This is a genomic window from Streptomyces sp. NPDC059874, assembly GCF_042731135.1.
Taxonomy (GTDB): Bacteria; Actinomycetota; Actinomycetes; order Streptomycetales; family Streptomycetaceae; genus Streptomyces.
Genome location: NZ_JBHWJY010000080.1, coordinates 1 through 20,366, shown reverse-complemented (window position 1 = coordinate 20,366; position 20,366 = coordinate 1). Strand labels below are relative to the sequence as shown.

Here is a 20,366-nt window from a genome sequence, read left to right as displayed (position 1 = left end):
GGTCGTTACTCCAAGCCCGATGGTGTGGGGTGGCGCCGGAGAATCGCTCAAGTCTCGCCGTAGAGGACTGGTCAGGCGCCTGTCGGGAGCCGCTCGAGGCCCGCTGGAAGCCGGGTCCAGACCGGGTCGAGAACGGCTCGGGACGACCTGGCCGGACCCCCTGCCACGTGCCTACGATTCTCGGGCTCATACCGAAGCCGCACTTTCCCAGTCGTGCTCCGAGACGACCACTCGTAGACGCACGCACATGGAACTGAGCTTTGTGGCTATGGCCCGTCTCACGAGACTGGAATTGACTGTACTCATGACTCAGAACACGAACATCACCCTCGTCATCGGCGGCAACGGCAAGACCGGACGCCGCGTCGCCGACAAGCTCTCCGCCCAGGGCCGCCAGGTCCGCATCGGCTCCCGCAGCGGGGCGCCCGCCTTCGACTGGAACGAGCCCTCCACCTGGGTGCCGGCGCTGGAGGGCGTCGACCGGGTGTACGTGACCTACTACCCCGACCTCGCCTTCCCCGGCGCCGCCGAGCAGGTCGGCGAGTTCTCCAAGGTGGCCGTCGCGAACGGCGCGCGCCGCCTGGTGCTGCTGTCCGGCCGCGGCGAGGAGGCCGCCGAGGTCAGCGAGGAGAACCTGAAGGCCTCCGGCGCGGACTGGACCGTCGTCCGCTCCAGCTGGTTCAACCAGAACTTCTCCGAGAGCTTCTTCCTGGAGCCCGTCCTGGCCGGCGAGATCGCCCTGCCGACCGGGGACGCCGTGGAGGCCTTCGTCGACGCCGACGACATCGCGGACGTCGTGGTGGCCGCGCTGACCGACGACAAGCACATCGGCAAGACCTACGAGCTGTCCGGCCCGCGCCTGCTCAGCTACAGCGACGTGGCCAACGAGCTGACGAAGGCCACCGGGCGCGAGATCAAGTTCATCCCCGTCACCAACGAGGAGTACCGCGCGGTCCTGCGCGAGAACGACCTCCCCGAGGAGTTCGCCGACCTCTTCACCATGATCCTCGACGGGCGCAACGCGCACCTGGTGCACGGCGTCGAGGAGGCCCTGGGCCGCAAGCCCAAGGACTTCGCGGACTTCGCCCACGAGGCGGCCGCGACCGGCGTCTGGAACGTCTGAGCACCACGCGCCACACCACGCACCACGAGCACTTCCCCTTGTGCCCGCTTGCCGGGCGGCGACTCTGGTACGGCCGCCGCCCGGTACGCAGGGCCCGGGGGAGGCGCCACCGCTCCACCGCTCCACCGCTCCACCGCACCACCGCATCACCCGCGCACCACGCACGACCGACCGGCAGGAGGCTTCCGTGCCCACTCCCAAGTCGTTCTCCAGCGAACACGGGCTGGAATCACTTCCCCCGCACTTCCACGGCTTCGCCCTGATGCACATCGCGATGCGACGTGACGCGGCCCGGCTGCGCGCCGCCGCCCCGACGTGGAACGGCTCGGGAGCCGAGTGGTGGCACAAGTTCCGCGAGGTCGTCGAATGGCACCACATCAGCGAGGACGACGTCCTGTGGCCGGGACTGCGCCGCCGGGACGCCGACTTCGACGCCCAGGCACGTGAACTGCACGAGGACCACGAGGAACTCGACGCGGCCATGGCGGCCGTGTCGACGGCGATCGCCCACCGCGGCGAGGACCTGGTCCGGGCGGCCTCGACCTTCGAAGGCGTGCTGCGCGACCACCTCCGCGACGAGGAGCGGATCGTCTTCCCGGTCTTCGACCGGCTCGGCGAACGCGCCTACCTGGCCGAGGAGCGCAAGGTCGTCTCCAGCGCCCCCATGCGCGTGATGACGTACCTCCAGCCCTGGATGTTCGACGGCGCGAGCCGGAGCTCGGTCGCCCACGTCTCCGAGACAATTCCGCCGCCCGTGAGGCTGATCGGTGCGACGCTGTTGAAGAGGCGGTACGAGCGCACGCTGAAGGGAATCCTGAAGTGACCAGCACGACGACGCAATCCGTGACCCTGGTGGCGGCGACGGTGGGCACCGGCCTGATGGCCGGCCTGTACTTCGCCTTCGACATCTCGGTGATGCCGGGCCTGGGCCGCGGCGACGACCAGACGTACGTGACCGCGATGCGGAACATGAACGAGGCCATCGACAACGGCCTGTTCGGCCTGCTCTTCCTTGGCGCCTTCCTGGCGACCGGGGTCGCGGCCGCGCAGCAGCAGCGCGGCGGACGCACCGACGCCGCGCGTTGGGGCTGGGTGGCCTTCGCCCTGTACGGCCTGTCGCTGCTCGTGACGGCGATCGTCAACATCCCCCTCAACAACCAGCTCGCACGGGCCGGCGCCGACGTCACGGCGGCCCGCTCCCGCTTCGGCGGCCGCTGGACCACCGGCAACGTGGTGCGCACGGTGGCCTGTACGGCGGCCCTCGCCGCGCTGGGCCGAGTCATGACGCTGCACGGCCGCGCGTCGGCCGCAGCGTAGGCAGTCCTGTCGCAGCACCGGTTCCACCCCCGCGAACGGCGCCCGCTCTCTCTCCGTCCCCCGCGGCAGAGCGGGCGCTTCGCCGTGCCCCCGCACAGGACGTTCGAGAGGATGTACGCATGGACACCCTGACCGGTCTGCTGGAAGGGCCCAAGGCCCGGGGGGCCTTCCTCCTCAAGTCCGTCTTCAACCCGCCCTGGTCGCTGCGCGTCGAGGACCGGGCCCCGCTGTCCGTCGTCACGATGGTGCACGGCAACGCCTGGCTGGTCCCCGACCACGGCGAGCCGGTGCAGATCCGGCCGGGCGACGTGGCCGTCGTACGGGGCCCCGAGGCCTACACGGTCGCCGACTCCCCGGACACCCCGATCCAGATCACCGTCGGCCCGGAGCAGCGGTGCAGCACGGAGGAGGGGGAGGACGTCACCGACACCATGGCGCTGGGCGTGCGCACCTGGGGCGACGGCTTCCAGGACGCCGGCTCGGCGGTCATGCTCAGCGGCACCTACCAGGCGCCGAGCGAGATCGGCCGCCGGTTGCTGAGCGCGCTGCCGACCATCCTCGTACGCCCGGCCGAGGCCGCCGACAACACCCTGGTCACCCTGCTGACCTCGGAGATCTCCAAGGACGAACCGGGGCAGGAGATCGTCCTGGACCGCCTCCTGGACCTGCTGCTCATCGGGGTCCTGCGGACCTGGCTGGCGGCGCCCGGCAGCGGCGCCCCCTCCTGGTACCGCGCCCAGAGCGACCCGGTGGTCGGTCCCGCGCTGCGGCTGCTCCACGAGAACCCGGCGCACGGCTGGACCGTCGCGGAACTCGCCCTGAAGGTCGGCGTATCACGGGCCTCCATGGCCCGCCGGTTCACCGACATCGTGGGCGAGCCCCCGGTGGCCTACCTGACCGGCTGGCGCCTCGCGCTGGCCTCCGACCTGCTCCGCGAACCGGACGCCACGGTCGCCACGGTGGCCCGGCGCGTGGGCTACGGCTCGGCCTTCGCCCTCTCGACCGCGTTCAAGCGGGTACGGGGGGTCAGCCCGCAGGAGTTCCGTACGGGCGCCGGCCCGGCCGCCGCGCCGCAGGCCACGCAGCCGCCGCGCACGGTGGTGCTGCCCGGGGCCTGAGGGCGGGCCGTTCGGGTCTTCGTGCACGGCCCTGTGCTACCCGCCGGAGCCCTGCACTGCCCGATAACCCAAGGGCCGCCTCACAAGGGGCAGGAGGTGCTTGCGTACGGGCCTGAACACTGGCCGTCGGCGGAGTTGCTCTCTCGATGAATGCGCAACCCCTTCCCCACCTCGACGACCCCAGCCATAGAAGGTGCGCCCGAGCGAAGCCCGCAGGCCGAAATGCCGGTCGTTCGGGGCTCGCTCAGCCCACCCCCTGATCAGCCACGCAGCTGGCTTTGCAGCCCCCCAGGGGCCCGCGGCCGCCGATGGCGGACGCGAACCCAGTGGGGGCGCGCCGGGCCCCCGGGCCCGGTGGGACCACACTCTGCCGCGTACCCCGCCACCAGGCCTGCGGGCGACGAGCCAGCCGTTTCCGCTGCTGGCCATGCCAGGCCGCGGCCCGGTATGCCGCACAGTGAAGACGGCTGGCTGGAGGGTGGTCGCGGAGGCCGACAGCATGGCGCGCGTTTCAGTAAGAAGGAGACCGTGCTTCTGACATGCGGAAACGTGCGGCTAAGGGGCGGAAAACGGCCCGTAAGTGGGCGGAAAACCGCCCGCTAAGCGTCCGGAGATGGTGAAGGGGAACGCCACATAAGGTGCTGTTCTTCGGAATTTGACCTGTAGTGTTTGGCGTTTAAGGGGCGGTTCTTCGGAGCTAAGGGGCTAGAAATGGCCCCTTGGGTGCACGGACAGGAGCAGCGATGACCGCAGACAAGAGCAGGGGCCTGGTCCTCGTGGACCAGGCCACCGGCGAGGTCGTCATCCCGACGCCGCGCACGCCCCACCAGTTCGAGGGGAAGGGCTACACCATGCAAAGCAAGGGAGCCGAAGTCCCCCTTTACAGGCTCGGCCTCACCGCAGCGGAGTGGGCGATCCTGGACTGGTTCAAAGAGAACGGCGGCGCGGCCGGCATGGTTGCGGTCAAGCCCGACGAGCTGGGTGACGACATCGGTGCCAACGAGAGCACCGCCAAGCGGTCCCTCACCCGCCTCGTCAAGATCGGCCTCCTGGTCAAGGCCAGCCCCCGCGCCGGCGCCTACCAGCTCAACCCCATCCGCTACTGGGAAGGGGCCAGTAGGGCGCAGCTCGCCGCCTGCCGCAGGATCGACCCGCCCCGCATCGCCCCCGACGCGAAGGCCAACGCCAAGATGGCCAAGACGCAGGCCACCGACGAGACCGCCCCGAACAGCCCCAGATCCGCCACCGGAGGGAACCGATGAGCACTCCCGCCTTCGACCCGGACCGTGATCTCACCTGCCCCCCGCTCTACACCCTCAACCTCTCCGCCGCGCAGCGCAGTGTTCTCGCCTGGCTGGAAGATCACGGCGCCCTGTTTGCGCACGTCCCGGCACCCGTCGAGGAGGTTGGCGACGACTGCGAGCTCAGCGTCTCCACCGTCTACGACGCGTTGGCCCGCCTCGAAACCCTCTGTCTCGTTCTGAGGGAGCCGGGGGGCGCAGCCCGGATCAACGCCCGGTACTACTTCACGCTGCACCCGGAGATGAGGGAGATGATCACGGCCGCGCTCGCTGCCCCGGAGATCGTCCCGGACGACCGCGCCCAGGCACCCCGGAAGACCGGCAATGTCGCGGCCCGGCGCCGCCGGACCATCCGGCCCGTGGATGACGACTGACCGTCCGCTCCCCGTTGGGCCCAGCGTCCGCCGCCTGGCGCCAGTGCTCCGGCGGGCGAGCGCTGCCGAACAGGCTCAGGTGTGCAGAGGTTTGACCAGGGTCTGGTAGACCGGTGCGCCGTCCCACGGCCGGGTGTGCCCTACGAGTTCGTACCCGTGCCGTTCGTACCAGGCGGCGGCCGGGGCTTCGGGGCGGACGGTGAGGGTGGCCCGCTCCGCGTTGAGCTTGTCCAGTAGTGCGGCGTGCAGTTTCGTGCCGATGCCCTGTCCGCGCCGGTTGGCGAGGACGGCGAGTTCCTTGATGACGAAGGTGCGTCGGCCGTCCTCGCGCGTGAACTCGGCTGCGGGGGTGGTGTCCAGGAAGCTGTCCCACCATCCGGTGGTGGATGCCAGGGGGAGTCCGTACGCGAACCCGGTCAGCCTTCCGTCGTCGGTGCGGGCGAGGACCAGGCGGAAGCCGGGTGTCTTGTGCTCGCACTGGTAGGTCTCCAGGAACAGCGCAAGGTCGCGAGGCCCCTCCAGGTATGGAGGTTCGGCGAAGACGGACTGGTAGATGGGGGCGAGGTCGTTCAGCGCCCCTGCGGCGTGAGCGGGGTCGGTGATCAGGGTGTAGTGCACGCTGTCCTCATCGGGTGGGGCGGATGCGGTCGAGTTCGCGGCGGGCAACGGCCAGTCCTTCCCGGGCCCGGCCTGAGGAGACCTCGGTGAGCAGGGCCTCGCCCTGCTGGATGTGGTGGGCTGCTTCGTCGGCCTCGCCGGAGCGGGCGAGGGCGCCGGCGAGACGGCCGCGGTGCAGGGCTTCGTTGCGGGCGTAGGTGACCTCTTGTCGTTCCAAAGAACGGCGCAGCCAAGTCACGGCGGCTTTGTGGTGGCCGGCGGCGGTGAACAGTTCGGCCTGTGCTGCGGCGAGTTCGGCCGGGCCGTGGAAGAGCGTCCAGTCGGGGGCCGGGCGGCTGCCTCGGTCCTGCTCGTAGAGGCGGGCGGCGCTGGCGAGGGTAGTGCGCGCGGACGCGGAGTCGCCGAGCATGGCCAGCGCCCTCGCCTCGCGGGTGGCGAGGATCGACATGAGCGACGGCGGTGCCCACGGGGCCGCGAGGGCTGCGGCCCGCCGGGCATGGCCGAGACCGTCGCGGGGCCGCTCCTCGCGCAGTTCCAGGAGGGAGAGGGAGGCGAGGACCAGGACGGCGAGGCTGTCGTCGCGGAGCTCGGTCGCGGTTTCCCGGGCCTGCGTCCAGTGGTGGCGGGCGCGGGCGTGGTCGCCCGCGTCGAAGGCCAGCCAGCCGACGTGTTCGGCGGTTTCCCCGCTGATCAGGCGCAGTTGCCGACCGATCGTCTCGGGGTAATGGCCGGTGTCGATGAGACGCTGGACGCGGGAGAGGTGCGCGACGGCGAGGGGGCCGACGGTTGCCCCGCCGAAGCGGTCGTCGAGCCCGTACAGGCCGCTGAGGCCGGCTCGCAGGTCGGTGACGGTGTCGGTGCCGACACGGGGACCGGCGTACGCGGCGGCCGGGACGGGCGCCCCTATCCCGGCGATGCCGAGGGCGGCGCCGCCCACGGCGGCAAGGATGGTTCGGCGCTCCACAGGATCGGGCCGCCTTTCGCGTAGTTCGGGGATGGGGTCGAGCACCGGCACGGGGACGGTGACGGGGTTGCGCCGGTGCGGCGGCACGCGAAACCCGCACTGTTCCAACGGGACGCCAAGCATCGCCTCTAAGACTCGCTGACGGCCGGGCTGCGGACATGGCGGGGACGGCGCACGCCACCGTCTGACCTGCCGGTCCGTGACGTCTTCGCGTTCCCCGATCCGGGCGGCGACCGCCGCGTATACACGGCGGAACTGTGAGGGCGAGCGCCACCCGAATCCATCGACGAGGTCGGCGAACGGTGATGCTGGCTCCGGGCGTTCGGGCATCGAGCCTCCTCGTGAGGCGCTGGTGTGACCCCTTCCCTCGCACGGTAGAGCTACGGCTCCCGGACTTTCAGGGGGACGGCGAGAGGAAAGTCCGGCGGAAAGTCCGGCCGCCCCGGCGACCCGACCGGCCGTGACGAGTTGACTACCCACTGCACACACCTCGGCGGGGTGAGGCCCGGCTTGCTCCTGGACCGCACCCTGACCGCCACGAGCCGGAGGAGCGCCATGCATACCTACAGCAACGAGCCCACGGCACGCACACCATGGATCCACCTTCGCGCTCCCGGTGACACGCTCTCGGCCCGCACCCTCGCCCGAGCCGAGCACGGCCTCGCCGCGTTCGTCGCCTGGTGGGACGACCCCGAAGAGATCTTCCACGACGACAGTGACAGCGAAGGTGACGTCGTCGAGGGGGACGAGTGAGCTCCATGAGCCCGACACATGGCCGCCGCGCGCCTTACACAGTCGGCGACCTGGTCACCGGCACCTCCTACGTCCAGCCCGAGGACCGCGCCCGCGAGAAGCCGGCGGAGATCACCGGCCACATCGTCCAGGTCGGCTCTGGGTGGGACGGCATCGATGCCGATCACGCGTACGTGTGGGTCCGACTGCCATCCGGCCGCGAACGCCAAGCGCTGATACGGGACATCCGCAAGGTGACCTCTTGACCCGCCGCCGGGCACACCCGCGGCATCGCCACAGCCCAGCACGAGGAGCCGAACATGCCAGCACCCGCACTCCCGCACAGCCCACGTTCCGCACCAGTGGCGGTAGAGAAGTTCGTCCGCCGCACCTACCTGGAGCGGGCTGCCCGCTACCAGATTGCGGCGGACCGCATGAGCACGGGCGGCCTGTGCGACCGGCACAGCGTCGCCGACATCGGAGCCGGGCACACCGAGCTGGATGTGTGCCTGCGCACCGAGCACGGCTGGCGAGGCCGTTATCTACCAGTGGACCGGTGGACCAGCAACGTCGACTTGGAGACCTGGCAGCCACCGATGCGCTTCGACTGGATGGCCTGCTTGGAGGTCATCGAGCACCTCACCGATCCGGAACGACTCGTACGCGTACTCCAGGACGGCGCCGAACTCGGCGTAGTGATCACCACCCCAAACCCGGACACCGTCGACGTCCTCGCCCTTGACCCCACCCACAGGACGCCGGTCAGCCGCCAGAGCCTGGCCGACCTCGGTTTCTACACCAGTACCCACAACCTCTACGGCACCCCGGACGACGGCATCTGCGCCGTCTGGTACCGCGCCGGGAACTCCCTGATCGAGCGTGACCTCGCCCCGGTCTCCTACCAGGGGGGACAGTCGTGATCAAGGAAGGCCAGTACACGTTCATCGCCGGCCGGGGCGAGGTGCGGCCGTTCCTGGGGAAGTACGCGGCGAAACGCACGGACGTCTTCGAGGCGATCGAGCGCCGGTTCGAGGCTGCCGGGCTGGGCGCGATGCGGTACCGGCCGCTGCGCCTGGAGCTGGAGATCACCACGAAGTGCAACGACAGCTGCCCGTCGTGCGGGATGGGCGCGCTGCCACTCGCCTCCGGGAACACGATGAGTCCCGAGCAGCGGGCGAGCCTGGTTGACGAGTTCGATGCGGTCGGCCTGCCGTCGGCTGCTGTGACCGGCGGGGAGCCGTTCGTGGCCGTCCATGCGCTGATGCCGCTGATCAAAGCGTTGAGCCGGCGGGGCATCGACATCTCCAAGCTGACCACGAACGGTGTGTGGGGTGCCCGGCGCCGCTGCGAGCGGACCTTCGACCAGCTGGAAAAGGCCGGGCTGTTCGAGAACCGGCTGTTCGTGCCGCTGATCATGCTGTCTGTCGGCGAGCAGACCATGCCCCTGGAGTGGGTCGCCCGGATCCTGCACCACGCGGTCACCCACTACAGCGACCGTGAACTGAACGTCGCCGTGTCCTCGCTGGCCAGCCCGGACAGCCGCGAGCACAAGGTGTACGAGCTGATGGAGGTGTACGAGAAGACGTACGGGGACTTCCCGCACGACCGGGTGCACTCCACGATGCGCGTCTACTTGGACAACGAGCGGCTGCCCGAGCAGCAGAAGGTCAACCGGCCCGGCCACACAACGGTGAAACGCTGGATGGACCGCTGCTTCGACTGCTTCGCGCCGACGGTGGGCACGTACATCCTGCCGTCGGGCCTGGTGAAGCAGGACGGCCGCATGTACGCGTGCGCCTCCTTCGACGTCCCCGAGTCACTCGGCTTCGGGAACATCTTCACCGACGGGCTGCGCACGATCGTGGAGCGTGCGAACGATGACTCCTACCTGGCGCGGATCGCGAACGGCGGTGGCCTGCGGGGCTTGCACGGTGCGGTCCCGGAGGAGTTCATCACCGAGACGACGTGCGGCGGGTTCTGCGCCTCGTGCGCCCTACTGAGCGACAAATACCGCGAGACCAATGACCTGTCGGCAGCCCGGCCGCTGCCAATCATCGGGCAGGACGCGCTGATGTCACGCCTGCGTCCCGCCAAGACGGCCGACGCCCACTGAGGAAGGAGCATCGTCAATGCTGAAGGTGACAACGACCGAGCATGTTCTCCGTACCGTGCTGGCACGGGTCGCGGGCAAGGGCATCGATACGATCCCCGAAGGCGGACATTTGGAGCAGGACCTCGGGATCGACAGCCTGGCCCTGGCCGAGCTGGTGACCGATCTCGAACGGCGCCTGACCGTCGTCATCCCGGACGAGGACACCGGTCGCCTCAAGACGGTCACGGACGTGCGTGCCCTCCTCGCCCGGCTCGTACCGAATGGAATGGACGCACGGTGAGCCTTCGCCAGATCGACCCGAAGCAGCGCGGTTTCCTGATCGTCAACTCCCACCCGGACGGGGCCGCTGAGACCGTGCGCCGGACGTGGGAGCAGATCCCGGCACGCGCCGACGGCCGTAGCCCGGTGGTGCTGCTCCTCGGCCACAGCGCCGGGTACGGGCTGGCCACGCTGCTGACGGGGCTGCGACAGCAGGGCATCCGGGGTGTGGGTGTCGCCTTCGAGGGCGCGGAGACCGAGCGGCGCACCGCCACGGCGGGTTGGTACCGCACCGCAGCCGCCGACGTCTTGGCCCGGGACGCCGGCTGCGACTTCGTGTTCGTCAACACCGACGCGTTCTCCGAGGCGGGCAAGGAGGAGGTGTTGGCCCTGGTGGAGGAGCGGTACGGCAAGGTCGACTACCTGATCTACAGCCTGGCTGCTCCACGTCGAACCGACCCGGCGACCGGCACGGTCCACCACTCGGTGATCAAGCCGCTCGGCGGGCCGTACGAGGCTCCAGCGCTGGACTTCTCCGGTGACGCGCCGAAGGTCGGACAGGTGTTCCTGGAGGCGGCCAGCGACGAGGAGCGGCACGCGACTCAGCAGGTGATGGGCGGCGCGGACTGGCGGTTGTGGGTGGAAGCCCTTGCCGGACGGAGCCTGCTGGCCGACGGGTTCACGACCGTGGCGCTCACATACATCGGCTCGGAGTTGACGGCGCCGATCTACCGGCAAGGCACTATCGGTGCGGCGAAGGAGGACCTGGAGCGGACCGCCGGGTACTTGGACGCCGAGCTGGGAGATACGGGCCGAGCCTTCACCGCGGTCGCGGGCGCGGCCGTCACGCAGGCGTCGAGCGCGATTCCTTCGATCGCCCTGTACACGGCCTTCCTGCGGACCGTCCTCGGAGACGAGTTCCGTACGACGGCTGATCAGGCCGGGGAGCTGTGGGAGCAGCTGACGGGGGCGACACCGCTGGTACTGGACGAGCAGGGCCGCATCCGGCTGGACAGTTGGGAACTCGACGACGAGGTCCAGGACCGGGTACGCGAGCTGTGGGCGGACCCGGAAGCCGGACTGGAGCGCGCGCAGGGCGGAGCGGACTGGTTCATGGGACAGATCCGCGAGCTGTACGGGTGGGGTGTTGACGGGGTTGACTACGAGCAGCCCGCAGAGACGACGGTGTCGTGGCCGGAGCCGAGCGCCTGAGCAGCGTCGCAAATCCACACCCCTTCAACGCACCTTGGTGCTCACCGCCCAAGTCTCGCGCGAGCATGGGGCCCGGCCAGTTGCCGGACCCCGCCAGGGGTGTGGATGCCAGGTCTACAGGTATCGGTCGAGCGGCTCTGCAGCGAACGTCCCATCGGAGAGCCTTGCATCTGTCAGCTCGAACCGCTCACTACGGCCGCCCCCGACCCGATGGCGGATCTTGGTGCCTGCGGGTCGGGTGCTGATGAGGTATGCCGGACCACCATCGGACGCGACGGTGCCGAGGAGCGTATAACGGCGAGCCTCGGGGGCAGCAGGCAGAGCGGCCGGTGCCTGCTGCGCGCCAGCCACGGTCTGACGCGCCGAAGATGCTTTGAGCTTGCGGTAGCCCCAGAGACTGAGGCCAACGACGATGGCGGCTCCAACGCCACCAAGGACTTCAGGAAGGGCATCACGAAGTACTGCGAAGAGCTCGGACAACGGAAGGGTCCACGGGCGTGCCGGAGAACCCGGTCACACGCCCAGCCTTTCCGTCTGGTGGTCCGTCTCCCGGCCCCCGGGTCTGGGCTGCTGGGAAGTGCGCTCTGGACTGCCAGGTTCTCCCGAGACGGACGTCTGGTTCAGGAGTTCAGTGATTCCTCCATGAAAGTTCTAAAAATCCAGATTTACGAGAAAATTCCGATTTCACCTCGTGCTCAAGCCGCCGGGGGAACGTCGCGGACCCCGCGGGCCACCGCGGTCAGGACGAGGTCCGGGCCGGCCAGCCAGCGGCCCTCGTACACCGGGTCCACGGGCGTGGGGACCGGTGGGTGGAGGGTGGTCTCGAAGGTGCCCTCGCGGGAGAGGGTCAGGGTGGCGTCGCGGAAGCCGAGCCAGATGCCGGTGGCCGGGTACCAGGCCTTGTAGGCGGCCTCCTTCGCCGAGAAGAAGATGCGGTCCCAGGGGAGGGAGGGGTCAGCGGAGGTGAGGGCGGCCAGGTGGGAGCGTTCCTCGGCGGAGGCGATCAGGGACAGGACGCCCTTGGGGAGCGGGCCGACCGGCTCCGCGTCGATGCCCAGGGCGGCGACCGAGGAAGCCGGGGCCGCCACCGCCCCGCGGTAGCCCTCGCAGTGGGTGATGCTGCCCACCACGCCCGACGGCCACTGCGGGGCGCCTCCCGGGCCCGGGAGGAGGGGGACAGGGGGGCGGCCGAGGCCGGCGAGGCAGCGGCGGGCGCAGGCGCGGGCCGTCGCGAACTGGCTGCGCCGGCGCGCCCGGCGGCCCTCCATCAGGGCCTCCTCGGCGGGGAAGAGAGGAGCGGGCGCCGCGTCGTCGAAGGCTTCCGATGACGTGACGCCCGGGGGGAGGAGTTCCTCGATCAAAGCCGGGTCACCTCACCGCGAGGCGAGTTCGGAGACCGCGGCGACGGCGAGGTGCGGGCGCTCCAGGGGGAGCATGTGGCCCGCGTCCGGGACCCGTTCGAACCGGGCGTCGGGGAGGGCGTTCGCGAGGGTTTCCGCCAGCGCGATGTCGATCACCTTGTCGGCCTCGGCGTGGACGACGACCGCCGGGATCGCGACCGAGGACAGGGCCGCCCGCAGGTCCCAGCCGCGGGTGCAGCGGAAGAAGTCCGCCCGGACCCGGGGGACCGTCGCCGCGAACATCTGGCGGTTCACGTCCAGGAGGATGGGGTCGACCCCCTTGCCCATGGTGGAGCCGAGCAGTTTGCGGCCGAGCCACGGACGGCGAAGGGCCCAGGAGAAGACGGGGCTGCCCATCATCTTCACCTCGCTGTCCGGGGTGTCCTGGCCGTGCGCCGCCGTCCCCAGCAGCACCAGGCCGCGCAGCCGGCCCGCCGACGGCGAGGTGGCGGCGTACGAGAGGGCCGCGAACCCGCCGCCCGAGTGGCCGACGACCACCGCCTCGCGTGCGCCCGTCTCGGCGAGCACCGCCGCGAGGTCGGAGCCCAGGCGTTCCACCGAGACCGGTGTGCGGCCCTCCGTGGAGGCGCCGTGGCCGCGCTGGTCGTACAGGACCACCCGGTGGCCGGCCCGGATCAGCCGGTCCGCGACCGTGCCCCACGCCCGGCGGGCGTGCGCCCAGCCGTGCACGAGGACCACGTCACCGGCCGTGGGCGTGCCCGCCAGCGGGGCGAGGACGGTGACCGCGAGTTCGGCGCCGTCGTCCGTGCGGACCGTCAGCTCGTGGGTGGTTTCCGAGGCCGTGGTCACCGCGGGACCGCCGACAGCTGACGGTCCAGGGACGCGAACGCCGCCAGGGTGCCCTTGGAGTGCTCCGCGCCCAGGTCCGCGACTTTGGAGAGCAACTTGAGCCAGCCGTGGGGGGTTCCCACGAAGTGCATGGAGATCCGGGTGCGCCCGTCCGCCAGGGGCTCGAGGCGGAACGTGCTCGGGCCCCGGAAGACCCCGTCCACGTACTCGATGTCCAGGCGGCGGCCCGGCTCCACCGCGACCGTGCGCGAGGTGAAGCGCAGCTTCAGCCCGCCCTTGTCGGAGCCCTTGGTGTGCACGGTCACGCCCACCAGGCCGCCGACCTCGTCGGGGGCGCCGGAGACCGTCTTGAACGTGTTGGCCGGGACCCACCACTTCTCCCCGCCGCGGAACTCCGCGACGAGCGCGTCCCAGACGGCGTCCGCCGGGGCGTCGATCACCGCCTCGTCGATCAGGTCGTACGTCGTCATGTCGAAGCCTCCAGCTGGATACGGGAAAAGGGGCGGCGGGGGCGGGGTCCCTCTCCCCGCCCCCGCCGGAACTCCACGACCGGTAGGGCCGCCGTCAGGCGAAGAAGCCCTGGCCGGGCGTGAAGGTGTTGTTGGGGTCGTACTTGCGCTTGGCGTTGCAGAAGGCCGTCCAGCGGTTGCCGAAGTGGGCCTTCCAGTCGTCCCGGGTCATGTTCGGGATCGAGCCCACCAGGTAGCGCTTGGCGCCCATGGCGCGCGCGATCTCGTACAGGCGGCGGTTCTGGTCGAGCATGCCCTGGATGTCCGCGCCCGGGTTCGGGAAGCGCAGCAGGTCGAAGAGGTAGCCGACCGACTCGTTCGGCTGCACCGCCAGCGGCCGCTTGATCTTCGAGGTGAAGTACGGGTAGAAGAGCAGGAACCCGCCGCCCAGCGACTCGGCGTTCATCTCCCGCTCGACCTGCTGCATGAAGGTCTTCGTCTTCGACGCCGGCAGGAACATGCTCAGCCACGGCTTGGGCTGGTACCAGTGGCCGGACTCCTTCAGGTACGCCTCGTACGCGTCGAGCCGGAACATGTAGTCCCGGTACGAGACGTCCTCGATGATCGCGTCGGCCCGTACGTCGCTCAGGTCCGCGAGCAGCCTGTCGCGGTCCGGCGGGGTCGTGGTGTAGGTGGCGCCGACCTCCATCTTGTAGCGCCAGCCCGACCCGTCGGGCTTCTGCAGCATCTCGCCCGCGTGGACCTGGAAGCGGCCGTCGGCCAGCACCTTCTCCGAGTCCGCGAGGTAGGTGGTCAGGTCGTTGTAGAAGAGGCTGAAGATGACCGAGCGCGTCGGCGCCGGGATCAGCTTGACGTTGACGCGGACGATGATGCCGACCTGGCCGCCGCCCGACAGGGCGGCGTTGAACAGGTCCGGGCGCAGCCACGGGGTGGCCGTGACCAGCTTGCCGTCGCCGGTGATGATGTCGATGGCCTGCACGGTGTCGCACAGCAGGCCGTACTTCTGCACGGTGCCGCCGATGCCGCCGATGCTGATGGTGCCGCCGATCGAGATGTACAGGTAGTCCGGCAGCGCCGGCGGGGTCTTGCCCAGCGCCAGGGTGGCGTCGGTCAGCTGGCCCCACGTCACACCGGCCTCGACCACGGCGTAGTCGCTGCCGATGGAGAGGATCTTCGACATGCCCTTGGCGTCGATGGAGATGCCGCCGGGGACCCGGGCCTGGCCGTACACCGAGTGCGACTCGATGTCGTTGCCCGTGCCGCCCTGACCGTTCACGGCGAGCTTGATGCCGTTGACCCGGGCGAAGTTGACGATCTTGACGATGTCGTCGATGTTGGCCGGCCGCAGCACGGCCCACGGCTTCGCGTTGTCCCACAGGTGGCCGAAGTCGTGGCCGAAGGAGTCGACCGTGGCCGGGTCCGTCGTCAGGGTGCCGGCCAGTCCCGGAACCGGGACGATGTTCGCGTTGCCGGCGGCCTCCGCGGCCGTCGCCCAGCTCTGGTCGACCGCGTTCCAGCCGACGACCGCGACGGCGGTGGCGGCGATGCCGCTGAGGATCCTGCGCCGCGAAGGCTGCGCGACGGCGTCAGCGGAGGTGCCGGCGGTGCTTCTTGGGGTAGTGCTCATCTGGGTGCGTCTCCCGAATCCCGTGGCGTACTACTGGTGAGGTACCGGCTTGCTGGTGCGCACCTGCGAGGCGAGCTGGTACTCGCTCAGGTCGAAGCGCTTGGTGGCGCCGCGGAAGCGCCAGGTGTACGTCGGCCAGATCGAGGGGTTGCGGCCACTGGCGTCCAGGTACCAGCTCTGGCAGTTGCCCGCGTTCCACACGGTGCCGTCGAGCTTGGCGTCGAGCGCCTTGTTGTAGGCGTCCTGCGCCTCCTGGCGGACCTCGACGCTGGCCAGGCCCCGCTTCTCGATCTGCTTCAGCGCGTCGAGGACGTACGCGATCTGCGCCTCGATCATCACGACCTGCGAGGAGTGCCCCAGCGTCGTGTTCGGGCCGAGCAGCATGAAGAGGTTGGGGAAGCCGGCGATGGTCGTGCCGCGGTGCGCGGACATGCCGTCCTTCCACGCGTCGCGCAGCTGCACCCCGCCGCGGCCCCAGATCCGCTTCGCGACCGGACGGTCGGTGGCCTGGAACCCGGTGCCCAGGATGATGGTGTCGACCTCGCGCTCGACCCCGTCCTTGCCGACGATCGACTTGGCGCGGACCTCGGCGATCCCGTCGGTGACCAGATCCACGTTGGGCTGCTGGAGCGCCGGGTACCAGGTGTTGGAGAAGAGCAGCCGCTTGCAGGCCATCACGTAGTCGGGCGTGAGCTTGGCGCGCAGCGCCTCGTCCGGGACCGACTTCTTCAGGTGGTCGCTCGCCATCTTCTGCATCTTCCCGGCGACCTTCGGGCGGGCCATCACGAAGGCCAGGATCTCCCGGCCCCACATGTTGAAGTTCCGCCGGAAGTTCTGGTAGCCGGGCACCGAACGCAGCAGCTTGGCCTGGAGCGGGCTGGTCGCCTTGTCGTTCTTCGGGCCGACCCACGGGGGCGTGCGCTGGTAGAGGTCCAGGTGCCCGACCTCGGGCTGGATCTGCGGCACGAACTGGATGGCCGAGGCGCCCGTGCCGATGACGGCGACGCGCCGGCCGGCCAGGTCGTGGTCGTGGTCCCAGTTCGAGGAGTGGAAGACCTTGCCCTCGAAGTCGCCGAGGCCCTTGATGTCCGGCACGGCCGCCTCGCTGAGGTAGCCGGTGCCGGTGACCAGGACCTGCGCGGTGTACTCGCCCTGCGAGGTCTCGATCTTCCAGTGCCGCTCGCCGTCGTCCCAGCGGGCGGCGACGAGTTCGTGCCCGAACCGGATGTGGGGGCGCACCCCGAAGCGGTCGGCCGTGTCGCGCAGGTACGCGTACAGCTCGTCGCGCTTGCCGAAGGTGGACTTCCAGTTCGGGTTCTGGGCGAACGAGAACGAGTAGAGGTGGGACATGACGTCGCACGCACAACCCGGATAGCTGTTGTCGCGCCAGGTGCCGCCGACCTCGTCGGCCCGCTCGAACACCAGGAAGTCGTCGATGCCCGACTGCAGCAGTCGGATGGCGGTGCCCAGGCCCGAGAAGCCCGTGCCGATGACCGCGACCCGCAGGTGCCGGGTCGGGCCGCCGCCGCCGGGAGCCGCCGCGGTGCCGGTCAGCGCCCCGCCGTCCTTGGCCGGGTTGAGAATGCTCGCCACGTCGGTCTCCTTAGCGGCGGGTGATGGTGACGCGGAAGTTGTTGAAGAACTTGTCCTCGAGCGTGTACGCGAAGATGTCGAGGTAGCGCTCGAAGCGGGAGACGACCTCCTCGCCCTCCATGGCCACGGCCTCGTCCCGGCGCTCGGCCAGCAGGACCAGCCAGGCGCGGCAGGCCATCGCGAAGGACTCGCGCTCGTTGACGACCTCGTCGATCTCGAAGAGACCCTCGGCGGCGGAGCTCAGCTCGTGCAGGTGGGGGATGTGGCAGCCCTCGAACTCGGAGCGCTGCAGGAACTTCAGGTCGTCGAGGAGCGCGCGGTTCATCGGCAGCGCCTCGGCGGTCATGGTGTGCAGCACGAACTTGGCGCCCGGGTTCAGGGCGTTCGCGACCTGCTGGAAGAAGTAGCGGTAGCGCTTGGTGCGCTCCTTCGGCGGCAGGTTGGAGGAGACGAAGTGCTCCAGCGCGTTGATGCAGAACGCGGCGTCGTACTTCTCGCTGTCGTCGGCGACCTTGTAGTCGGCCCAGCTCTGGACCAGCGTGGTGATCTTCGGGTTGTTCAGCCCGTCGATGAAGGCTTCCTGCGTGCGGGACAGGGTCAGGCCGACGGCCTGCTCCGCGCCGTGCACGGTGGTGAGGCGGTTGAGCATGGTGCCCCAGCCGCAGCCGATGTCCAGGACGCGCTTGGTGGAGCCGGCCCGGACGCCCGCGAGCTCGGCGAACTTGTCGAGCTTGCGCTCCTGGGCCTCGTCCAGGGTGGCGACGAGGTCCTCGCCGTCCTCCCAGTAGCCGCCGGAGTACATCATCGTGGGGCCCAGCAGGAGCCGGTAGAAATCGTTGCTGACCTCGTAGTGGTGCCTGATCGCATCGACCTCGGGGTCCACCGACTTGGGGGCGACCGTTGTCATCCTGATCCTCTTTCCTGCGTGTCCGGCGGGCCGTATTTCCGAATTCGCGTCAGAGAAAACCGGATGCCCCGCAAGGCGTGCGCAAGACGGACCGGATTCGAGCCACGGGGCCGTGTTGCGCCTTCCTTGCGGGGACGGCGCTTTTATCGCTCTCGAAAACCAGACACGTACTGCCGAGTTGCATTGCCGAGAGAGGACCGACCCCATGTCGCTGCCCACCATCGAAGAACTGGCGAGCCAGCTCGAGGCCGTTTCGGGTGCCGCGGAGGTCAGCCCCGACGCCCCGCTCCAGCACATCGCGGACGTCGACTCGCTGGACCTGATGGAGTGGCTGTACGGATTCCAGAACCAGTACCCGCACATCCCGGCCGACGAGTCCCTCTTCGCCGACCTCGACGACACGACCACCCTCCGTGACGTGTACGCGAAGATCGTCGACCTCGTCCCGGCTCAGGCGTAGCGAGGGGTGACGTGACCGGCTTCGACATCACCGGGTGGGGCATGTCCGTACCCGAACGCATCGTCACCAGTGCCGAGCTCGCCGAGCGGTTCGGCGTGGACGAGCACTGGATCACCAGCCGCTGCGGCATCCGCGAGCGGCGGGCGGTCGACCCGGGGCAGACCACCGCCTCCCTGGCCGTCGAGGCCGGCCGGCGTGCGCTGGAGAAGGCGGGCCTGACCGGCGCCGACATCGCCCACCTCATCGTCGCGACCGCCACGCCCGAGCAGCCGTCCCCGGCGACTTCCGCGTTCGTCCACCACGAGCTGGACATCGCGGGAAGCGCGCACGACGTCAACTCCGAGTGCGCCGGGTTCGTCTACGGGCTGGTGTCCGCGATGGCGCTGATCGCCATCGACCCCCGCCCGATCCTGCTGATCGGCTCCGACACCCACACCCTGACGGCCAACCCGGCCGACCGGGACCTGTCCATCCTCGTCGGCGACGGCGCGGGTGCGATCGTCCTGCAGCCGGGCGCGGAGAACCGGGTCAAGGCGTGGAACCTGGGCGCCGACGGCGCCTGCACCGGCTCGCTCAAGGTGCTCGCCGGCGGCAGCCGGATGCCGACCACCCAGGAGACGCTGGACGCGGGCCTCCACTACGCGCAGATCAACGGCAACGAGATCTACCTCAACGCCGTCCGCTACACCGTCCGCACGGTGCGCGAGACGCTGGAGAGCGCCAAGGTGGACGCGGCCGACATCGACCACGTCGTACCGCACCAGGCCAACATCCGGATCATCAACTCGATCCTGTCGCACACCGGCCTGCGGCAGGAGGCCCTGATCACCAACCTCCAGAAGTACGGCAACACGGCCTCGGCGTCGATTCCGATCGCGCTGACCGAGGCCCTGGACGAGGGCCGGATCAAGGTCGGCGACAAGGTGCTGCTGGCCGGCTTCGGAGCCGGCATGACATGGGGTTCGATCCTGATGGAATGGGGCGGTGTCGCGGCATGAGCAAGAACAGTGCGGGTGTGCGACCGGAGTCCCCGGTCGCGCTCGTGACCGGCGCCTCGGGCGGCCTCGGCCAGGCCCTGGCGCTGGAGCTGGACTCACTGGGCTGCCGGGTCGCGGTCCACTACAACAGCTCCAAGGAGGCCGCGGAGGCCGTCCGGGAGAAACTGGTGAACCCGTCGGTGCTGGTCACGGGTGACGTCGGGTCCTGGGAGGCCACCCAGGCCCTCTACGCCCGGATCTCCGAGGAGCTCGGCCCGGTGGACGTCCTCGTCAACAACGGGGCCATCCGCAAGGACAGCCTGATGGCCATGCAGAACCCGGCGGACTGGGCGCAGGTCATCCAGACCAACCTCATCGGCTCCTTCCACACCGCCCGCGCCTCGGTGCCGTACATGCTGCGGCAGCGGTGGGGCCGGGTGATCAACATCGTGTCCCCGTCCGGCATCATCGCGACGGCCGGGCAGACGGCGTACTCGGCCTCCAAGGCCGGTCTGATCGGCTTCACCCGGACCCTCGCGTCCGAGTGCGGCCGGCGCGGGGTGACGGTCAACGCGCTGTCCCCCGGCTTCATGATCACGGGTATGACGAACACCCTCCCGGAGCGGGTGATCGAGGGCATGGAGGACAAGGCCCCCATCCCCCGCTTCGTCACGGTCGAAGAGGTCGCCCGCAGCGCCGGCCTCTTCCTGGACCAGGACTGCATGACGGGCCAGGTCATCAGCATCGACAGCGGAGTGTCCATCACCTGACCCCCCGCGGTCGTCCCCCTCGGCCCCGGCCTCCCGTCCCCCCGGGAGGCCGGGGCCGCTCGTCGTGCCCGGGTCAGGTCGTGACGACGTACGAAGAAGGCCGCCGCCGCGGGAATCCCGCGGCGGCGGGCGTGTTGGTTCCTGCTGTTGTGCTACAGGCGGGTCAGGCGGGGGGGGGGGGCGCCCCCCGGGGGGGGGGGCGGGCTGCGGGCGTGCGGTCAA

Annotated in this window: 23 protein-coding genes; 15 read left to right on the top strand and 8 right to left on the bottom strand. The window is 69.9% G+C overall.

Annotated features, from left to right (window positions below):
* The first annotated feature begins 304 nt into the window (after positions 1–304).
* The 6 genes from ACFV9H_RS33010 to ACFV9H_RS32985 all read left to right on the top strand — a co-directional run bounded on the left by ACFV9H_RS33010 (position 305) and on the right by ACFV9H_RS32985 (position 5,233).
* Positions 305–1,123: an NAD(P)H-binding protein gene (locus tag ACFV9H_RS33010; protein ID WP_385405596.1), complete on the top strand. Its 819-nt coding sequence runs from the start codon at positions 305–307 to the stop codon at positions 1,121–1,123.
* Between the two features lie 187 nt (positions 1,124–1,310).
* Positions 1,311–1,946 carry a hemerythrin domain-containing protein gene (locus ACFV9H_RS33005; RefSeq protein ID WP_385405595.1) on the top strand — a complete coding sequence of 212 codons (636 nt, stop codon included), beginning with the start codon at positions 1,311–1,313 and terminating at the stop codon, positions 1,944–1,946.
* A complete protein-coding gene (locus ACFV9H_RS33000; RefSeq protein WP_385405594.1) occupies positions 1,943–2,440 on the top strand; it encodes a DUF1772 domain-containing protein in 498 nt (165 codons plus the stop codon). Before ACFV9H_RS33005 ends, ACFV9H_RS33000 begins: the two co-directional genes overlap by 4 nt.
* 119 nt (positions 2,441–2,559) lie before the next feature.
* A complete protein-coding gene (locus tag ACFV9H_RS32995) occupies positions 2,560–3,558 on the top strand; it encodes an AraC family transcriptional regulator (RefSeq protein ID WP_385405592.1) in 999 nt (332 codons plus the stop codon).
* A 743-nt stretch (positions 3,559–4,301) separates the two neighbouring features.
* Positions 4,302–4,820 carry a MarR family transcriptional regulator gene (locus ACFV9H_RS32990; RefSeq protein ID WP_385405589.1) on the top strand — a complete coding sequence of 173 codons (519 nt, stop codon included), beginning with the start codon at positions 4,302–4,304 and terminating at the stop codon, positions 4,818–4,820.
* Positions 4,817–5,233: a MarR family transcriptional regulator gene (locus tag ACFV9H_RS32985; protein ID WP_385405587.1), complete on the top strand. Its 417-nt coding sequence runs from the start codon at positions 4,817–4,819 to the stop codon at positions 5,231–5,233. Before ACFV9H_RS32990 ends, ACFV9H_RS32985 begins: the two co-directional genes overlap by 4 nt.
* Positions 5,234–5,308: 75 nt before the next feature.
* Here ACFV9H_RS32985 and ACFV9H_RS32980 read toward each other — a convergent pair whose 3' ends face one another.
* Positions 5,309–5,851, bottom strand: a complete 543-nt coding sequence (locus tag ACFV9H_RS32980) for a GNAT family N-acetyltransferase (protein WP_385405584.1) — start codon at positions 5,849–5,851, stop codon at positions 5,309–5,311.
* Between the two features lie 7 nt (positions 5,852–5,858).
* Positions 5,859–6,815, bottom strand: coding sequence for a hypothetical protein (locus ACFV9H_RS32975; protein WP_385405581.1), 957 nt, complete (start codon positions 6,813–6,815; stop codon positions 5,859–5,861).
* Positions 6,816–7,370: 555 nt separating this feature from the next.
* Between ACFV9H_RS32975 and ACFV9H_RS32970 the strand changes: the two genes are divergently transcribed.
* Genes ACFV9H_RS32970 through ACFV9H_RS32945 form a run of 6 tightly spaced genes read left to right on the top strand, consistent with a single transcriptional unit; the run spans position 7,371 to position 11,130 of the window.
* On the top strand, positions 7,371–7,568 hold the full coding sequence (locus ACFV9H_RS32970) for a hypothetical protein (protein WP_385405580.1): 198 nt from the start codon (positions 7,371–7,373) through the stop codon (positions 7,566–7,568).
* Between the two features lie 5 nt (positions 7,569–7,573).
* A complete protein-coding gene (locus ACFV9H_RS32965) occupies positions 7,574–7,813 on the top strand; it encodes a hypothetical protein (protein WP_385405577.1) in 240 nt (79 codons plus the stop codon).
* A gap of 54 nt (positions 7,814–7,867) precedes the next feature.
* Positions 7,868–8,467 (top strand): hypothetical protein, encoded by a 600-nt coding sequence (locus tag ACFV9H_RS32960; RefSeq protein ID WP_385405574.1) that lies wholly within the window; start codon positions 7,868–7,870, stop codon positions 8,465–8,467.
* Entirely contained in the window at positions 8,464–9,660 is a 1,197-nt protein-coding gene (locus ACFV9H_RS32955) for a hypothetical protein (protein WP_385405572.1), read from the top strand. The genes ACFV9H_RS32960 and ACFV9H_RS32955 overlap by 4 nt, the downstream gene beginning before the upstream one ends.
* Before the next feature lie 16 nt (positions 9,661–9,676).
* Positions 9,677–9,940: an acyl carrier protein gene (locus tag ACFV9H_RS32950; protein WP_385405569.1), complete on the top strand. Its 264-nt coding sequence runs from the start codon at positions 9,677–9,679 to the stop codon at positions 9,938–9,940.
* The gene (locus ACFV9H_RS32945; protein WP_385405567.1) at positions 9,937–11,130 is read left to right on the top strand and encodes an enoyl-[acyl-carrier-protein] reductase FabV; all 1,194 of its coding nucleotides are present in this window, start codon (positions 9,937–9,939) and stop codon (positions 11,128–11,130) included. The genes ACFV9H_RS32950 and ACFV9H_RS32945 overlap by 4 nt, the downstream gene beginning before the upstream one ends.
* A 695-nt stretch (positions 11,131–11,825) precedes the next feature.
* Here ACFV9H_RS32945 and ACFV9H_RS32940 read toward each other — a convergent pair.
* From ACFV9H_RS32940 to ACFV9H_RS32915, 6 genes are all read right to left on the bottom strand, one after another.
* Positions 11,826–12,491 carry a 4'-phosphopantetheinyl transferase gene (locus ACFV9H_RS32940; protein ID WP_385405564.1) on the bottom strand — a complete coding sequence of 222 codons (666 nt, stop codon included), beginning with the start codon at positions 12,489–12,491 and terminating at the stop codon, positions 11,826–11,828.
* Positions 12,492–12,503: 12 nt separating this feature from the next.
* Positions 12,504–13,340, bottom strand: coding sequence for an alpha/beta fold hydrolase (locus ACFV9H_RS32935; RefSeq protein WP_385405562.1), 837 nt, complete (start codon positions 13,338–13,340; stop codon positions 12,504–12,506).
* Positions 13,337–13,810 carry an SRPBCC family protein gene (locus tag ACFV9H_RS32930; protein ID WP_385405560.1) on the bottom strand — a complete coding sequence of 158 codons (474 nt, stop codon included), beginning with the start codon at positions 13,808–13,810 and terminating at the stop codon, positions 13,337–13,339. The genes ACFV9H_RS32935 and ACFV9H_RS32930 overlap by 4 nt, the downstream gene beginning before the upstream one ends.
* A gap of 94 nt (positions 13,811–13,904) precedes the next feature.
* Positions 13,905–15,437 (bottom strand): FAD-binding protein, encoded by a 1,533-nt coding sequence (locus tag ACFV9H_RS32925; protein WP_385405558.1) that lies wholly within the window; start codon positions 15,435–15,437, stop codon positions 13,905–13,907.
* 30 nt (positions 15,438–15,467) lie between these two features.
* A complete protein-coding gene (locus ACFV9H_RS32920; RefSeq protein WP_385405637.1) occupies positions 15,468–16,991 on the bottom strand; it encodes a flavin-containing monooxygenase in 1,524 nt (507 codons plus the stop codon).
* Between the two features lie 49 nt (positions 16,992–17,040).
* Positions 17,041–17,937, bottom strand: a complete 897-nt coding sequence (locus ACFV9H_RS32915; RefSeq protein WP_385405555.1) for a class I SAM-dependent methyltransferase — start codon at positions 17,935–17,937, stop codon at positions 17,041–17,043.
* 205 nt (positions 17,938–18,142) lie between these two features.
* On the opposite strand from ACFV9H_RS32915, the gene ACFV9H_RS32910 reads away from it, so the two are divergent.
* The 3 genes from ACFV9H_RS32910 to ACFV9H_RS32900 are packed head-to-tail and all read left to right on the top strand — an operon-like array spanning position 18,143 to position 20,144.
* Entirely contained in the window at positions 18,143–18,397 is a 255-nt protein-coding gene (locus ACFV9H_RS32910) for a hypothetical protein (protein ID WP_030390264.1), read from the top strand.
* 11 nt (positions 18,398–18,408) lie between these two features.
* Positions 18,409–19,395 (top strand): 3-oxoacyl-ACP synthase III family protein, encoded by a 987-nt coding sequence (locus ACFV9H_RS32905; protein ID WP_385405552.1) that lies wholly within the window; start codon positions 18,409–18,411, stop codon positions 19,393–19,395.
* Positions 19,392–20,144: an SDR family NAD(P)-dependent oxidoreductase gene (locus tag ACFV9H_RS32900; RefSeq protein ID WP_385405550.1), complete on the top strand. Its 753-nt coding sequence runs from the start codon at positions 19,392–19,394 to the stop codon at positions 20,142–20,144. Before ACFV9H_RS32905 ends, ACFV9H_RS32900 begins: the two co-directional genes overlap by 4 nt.
* Positions 20,145–20,366: the final 222 nt, after the last annotated feature.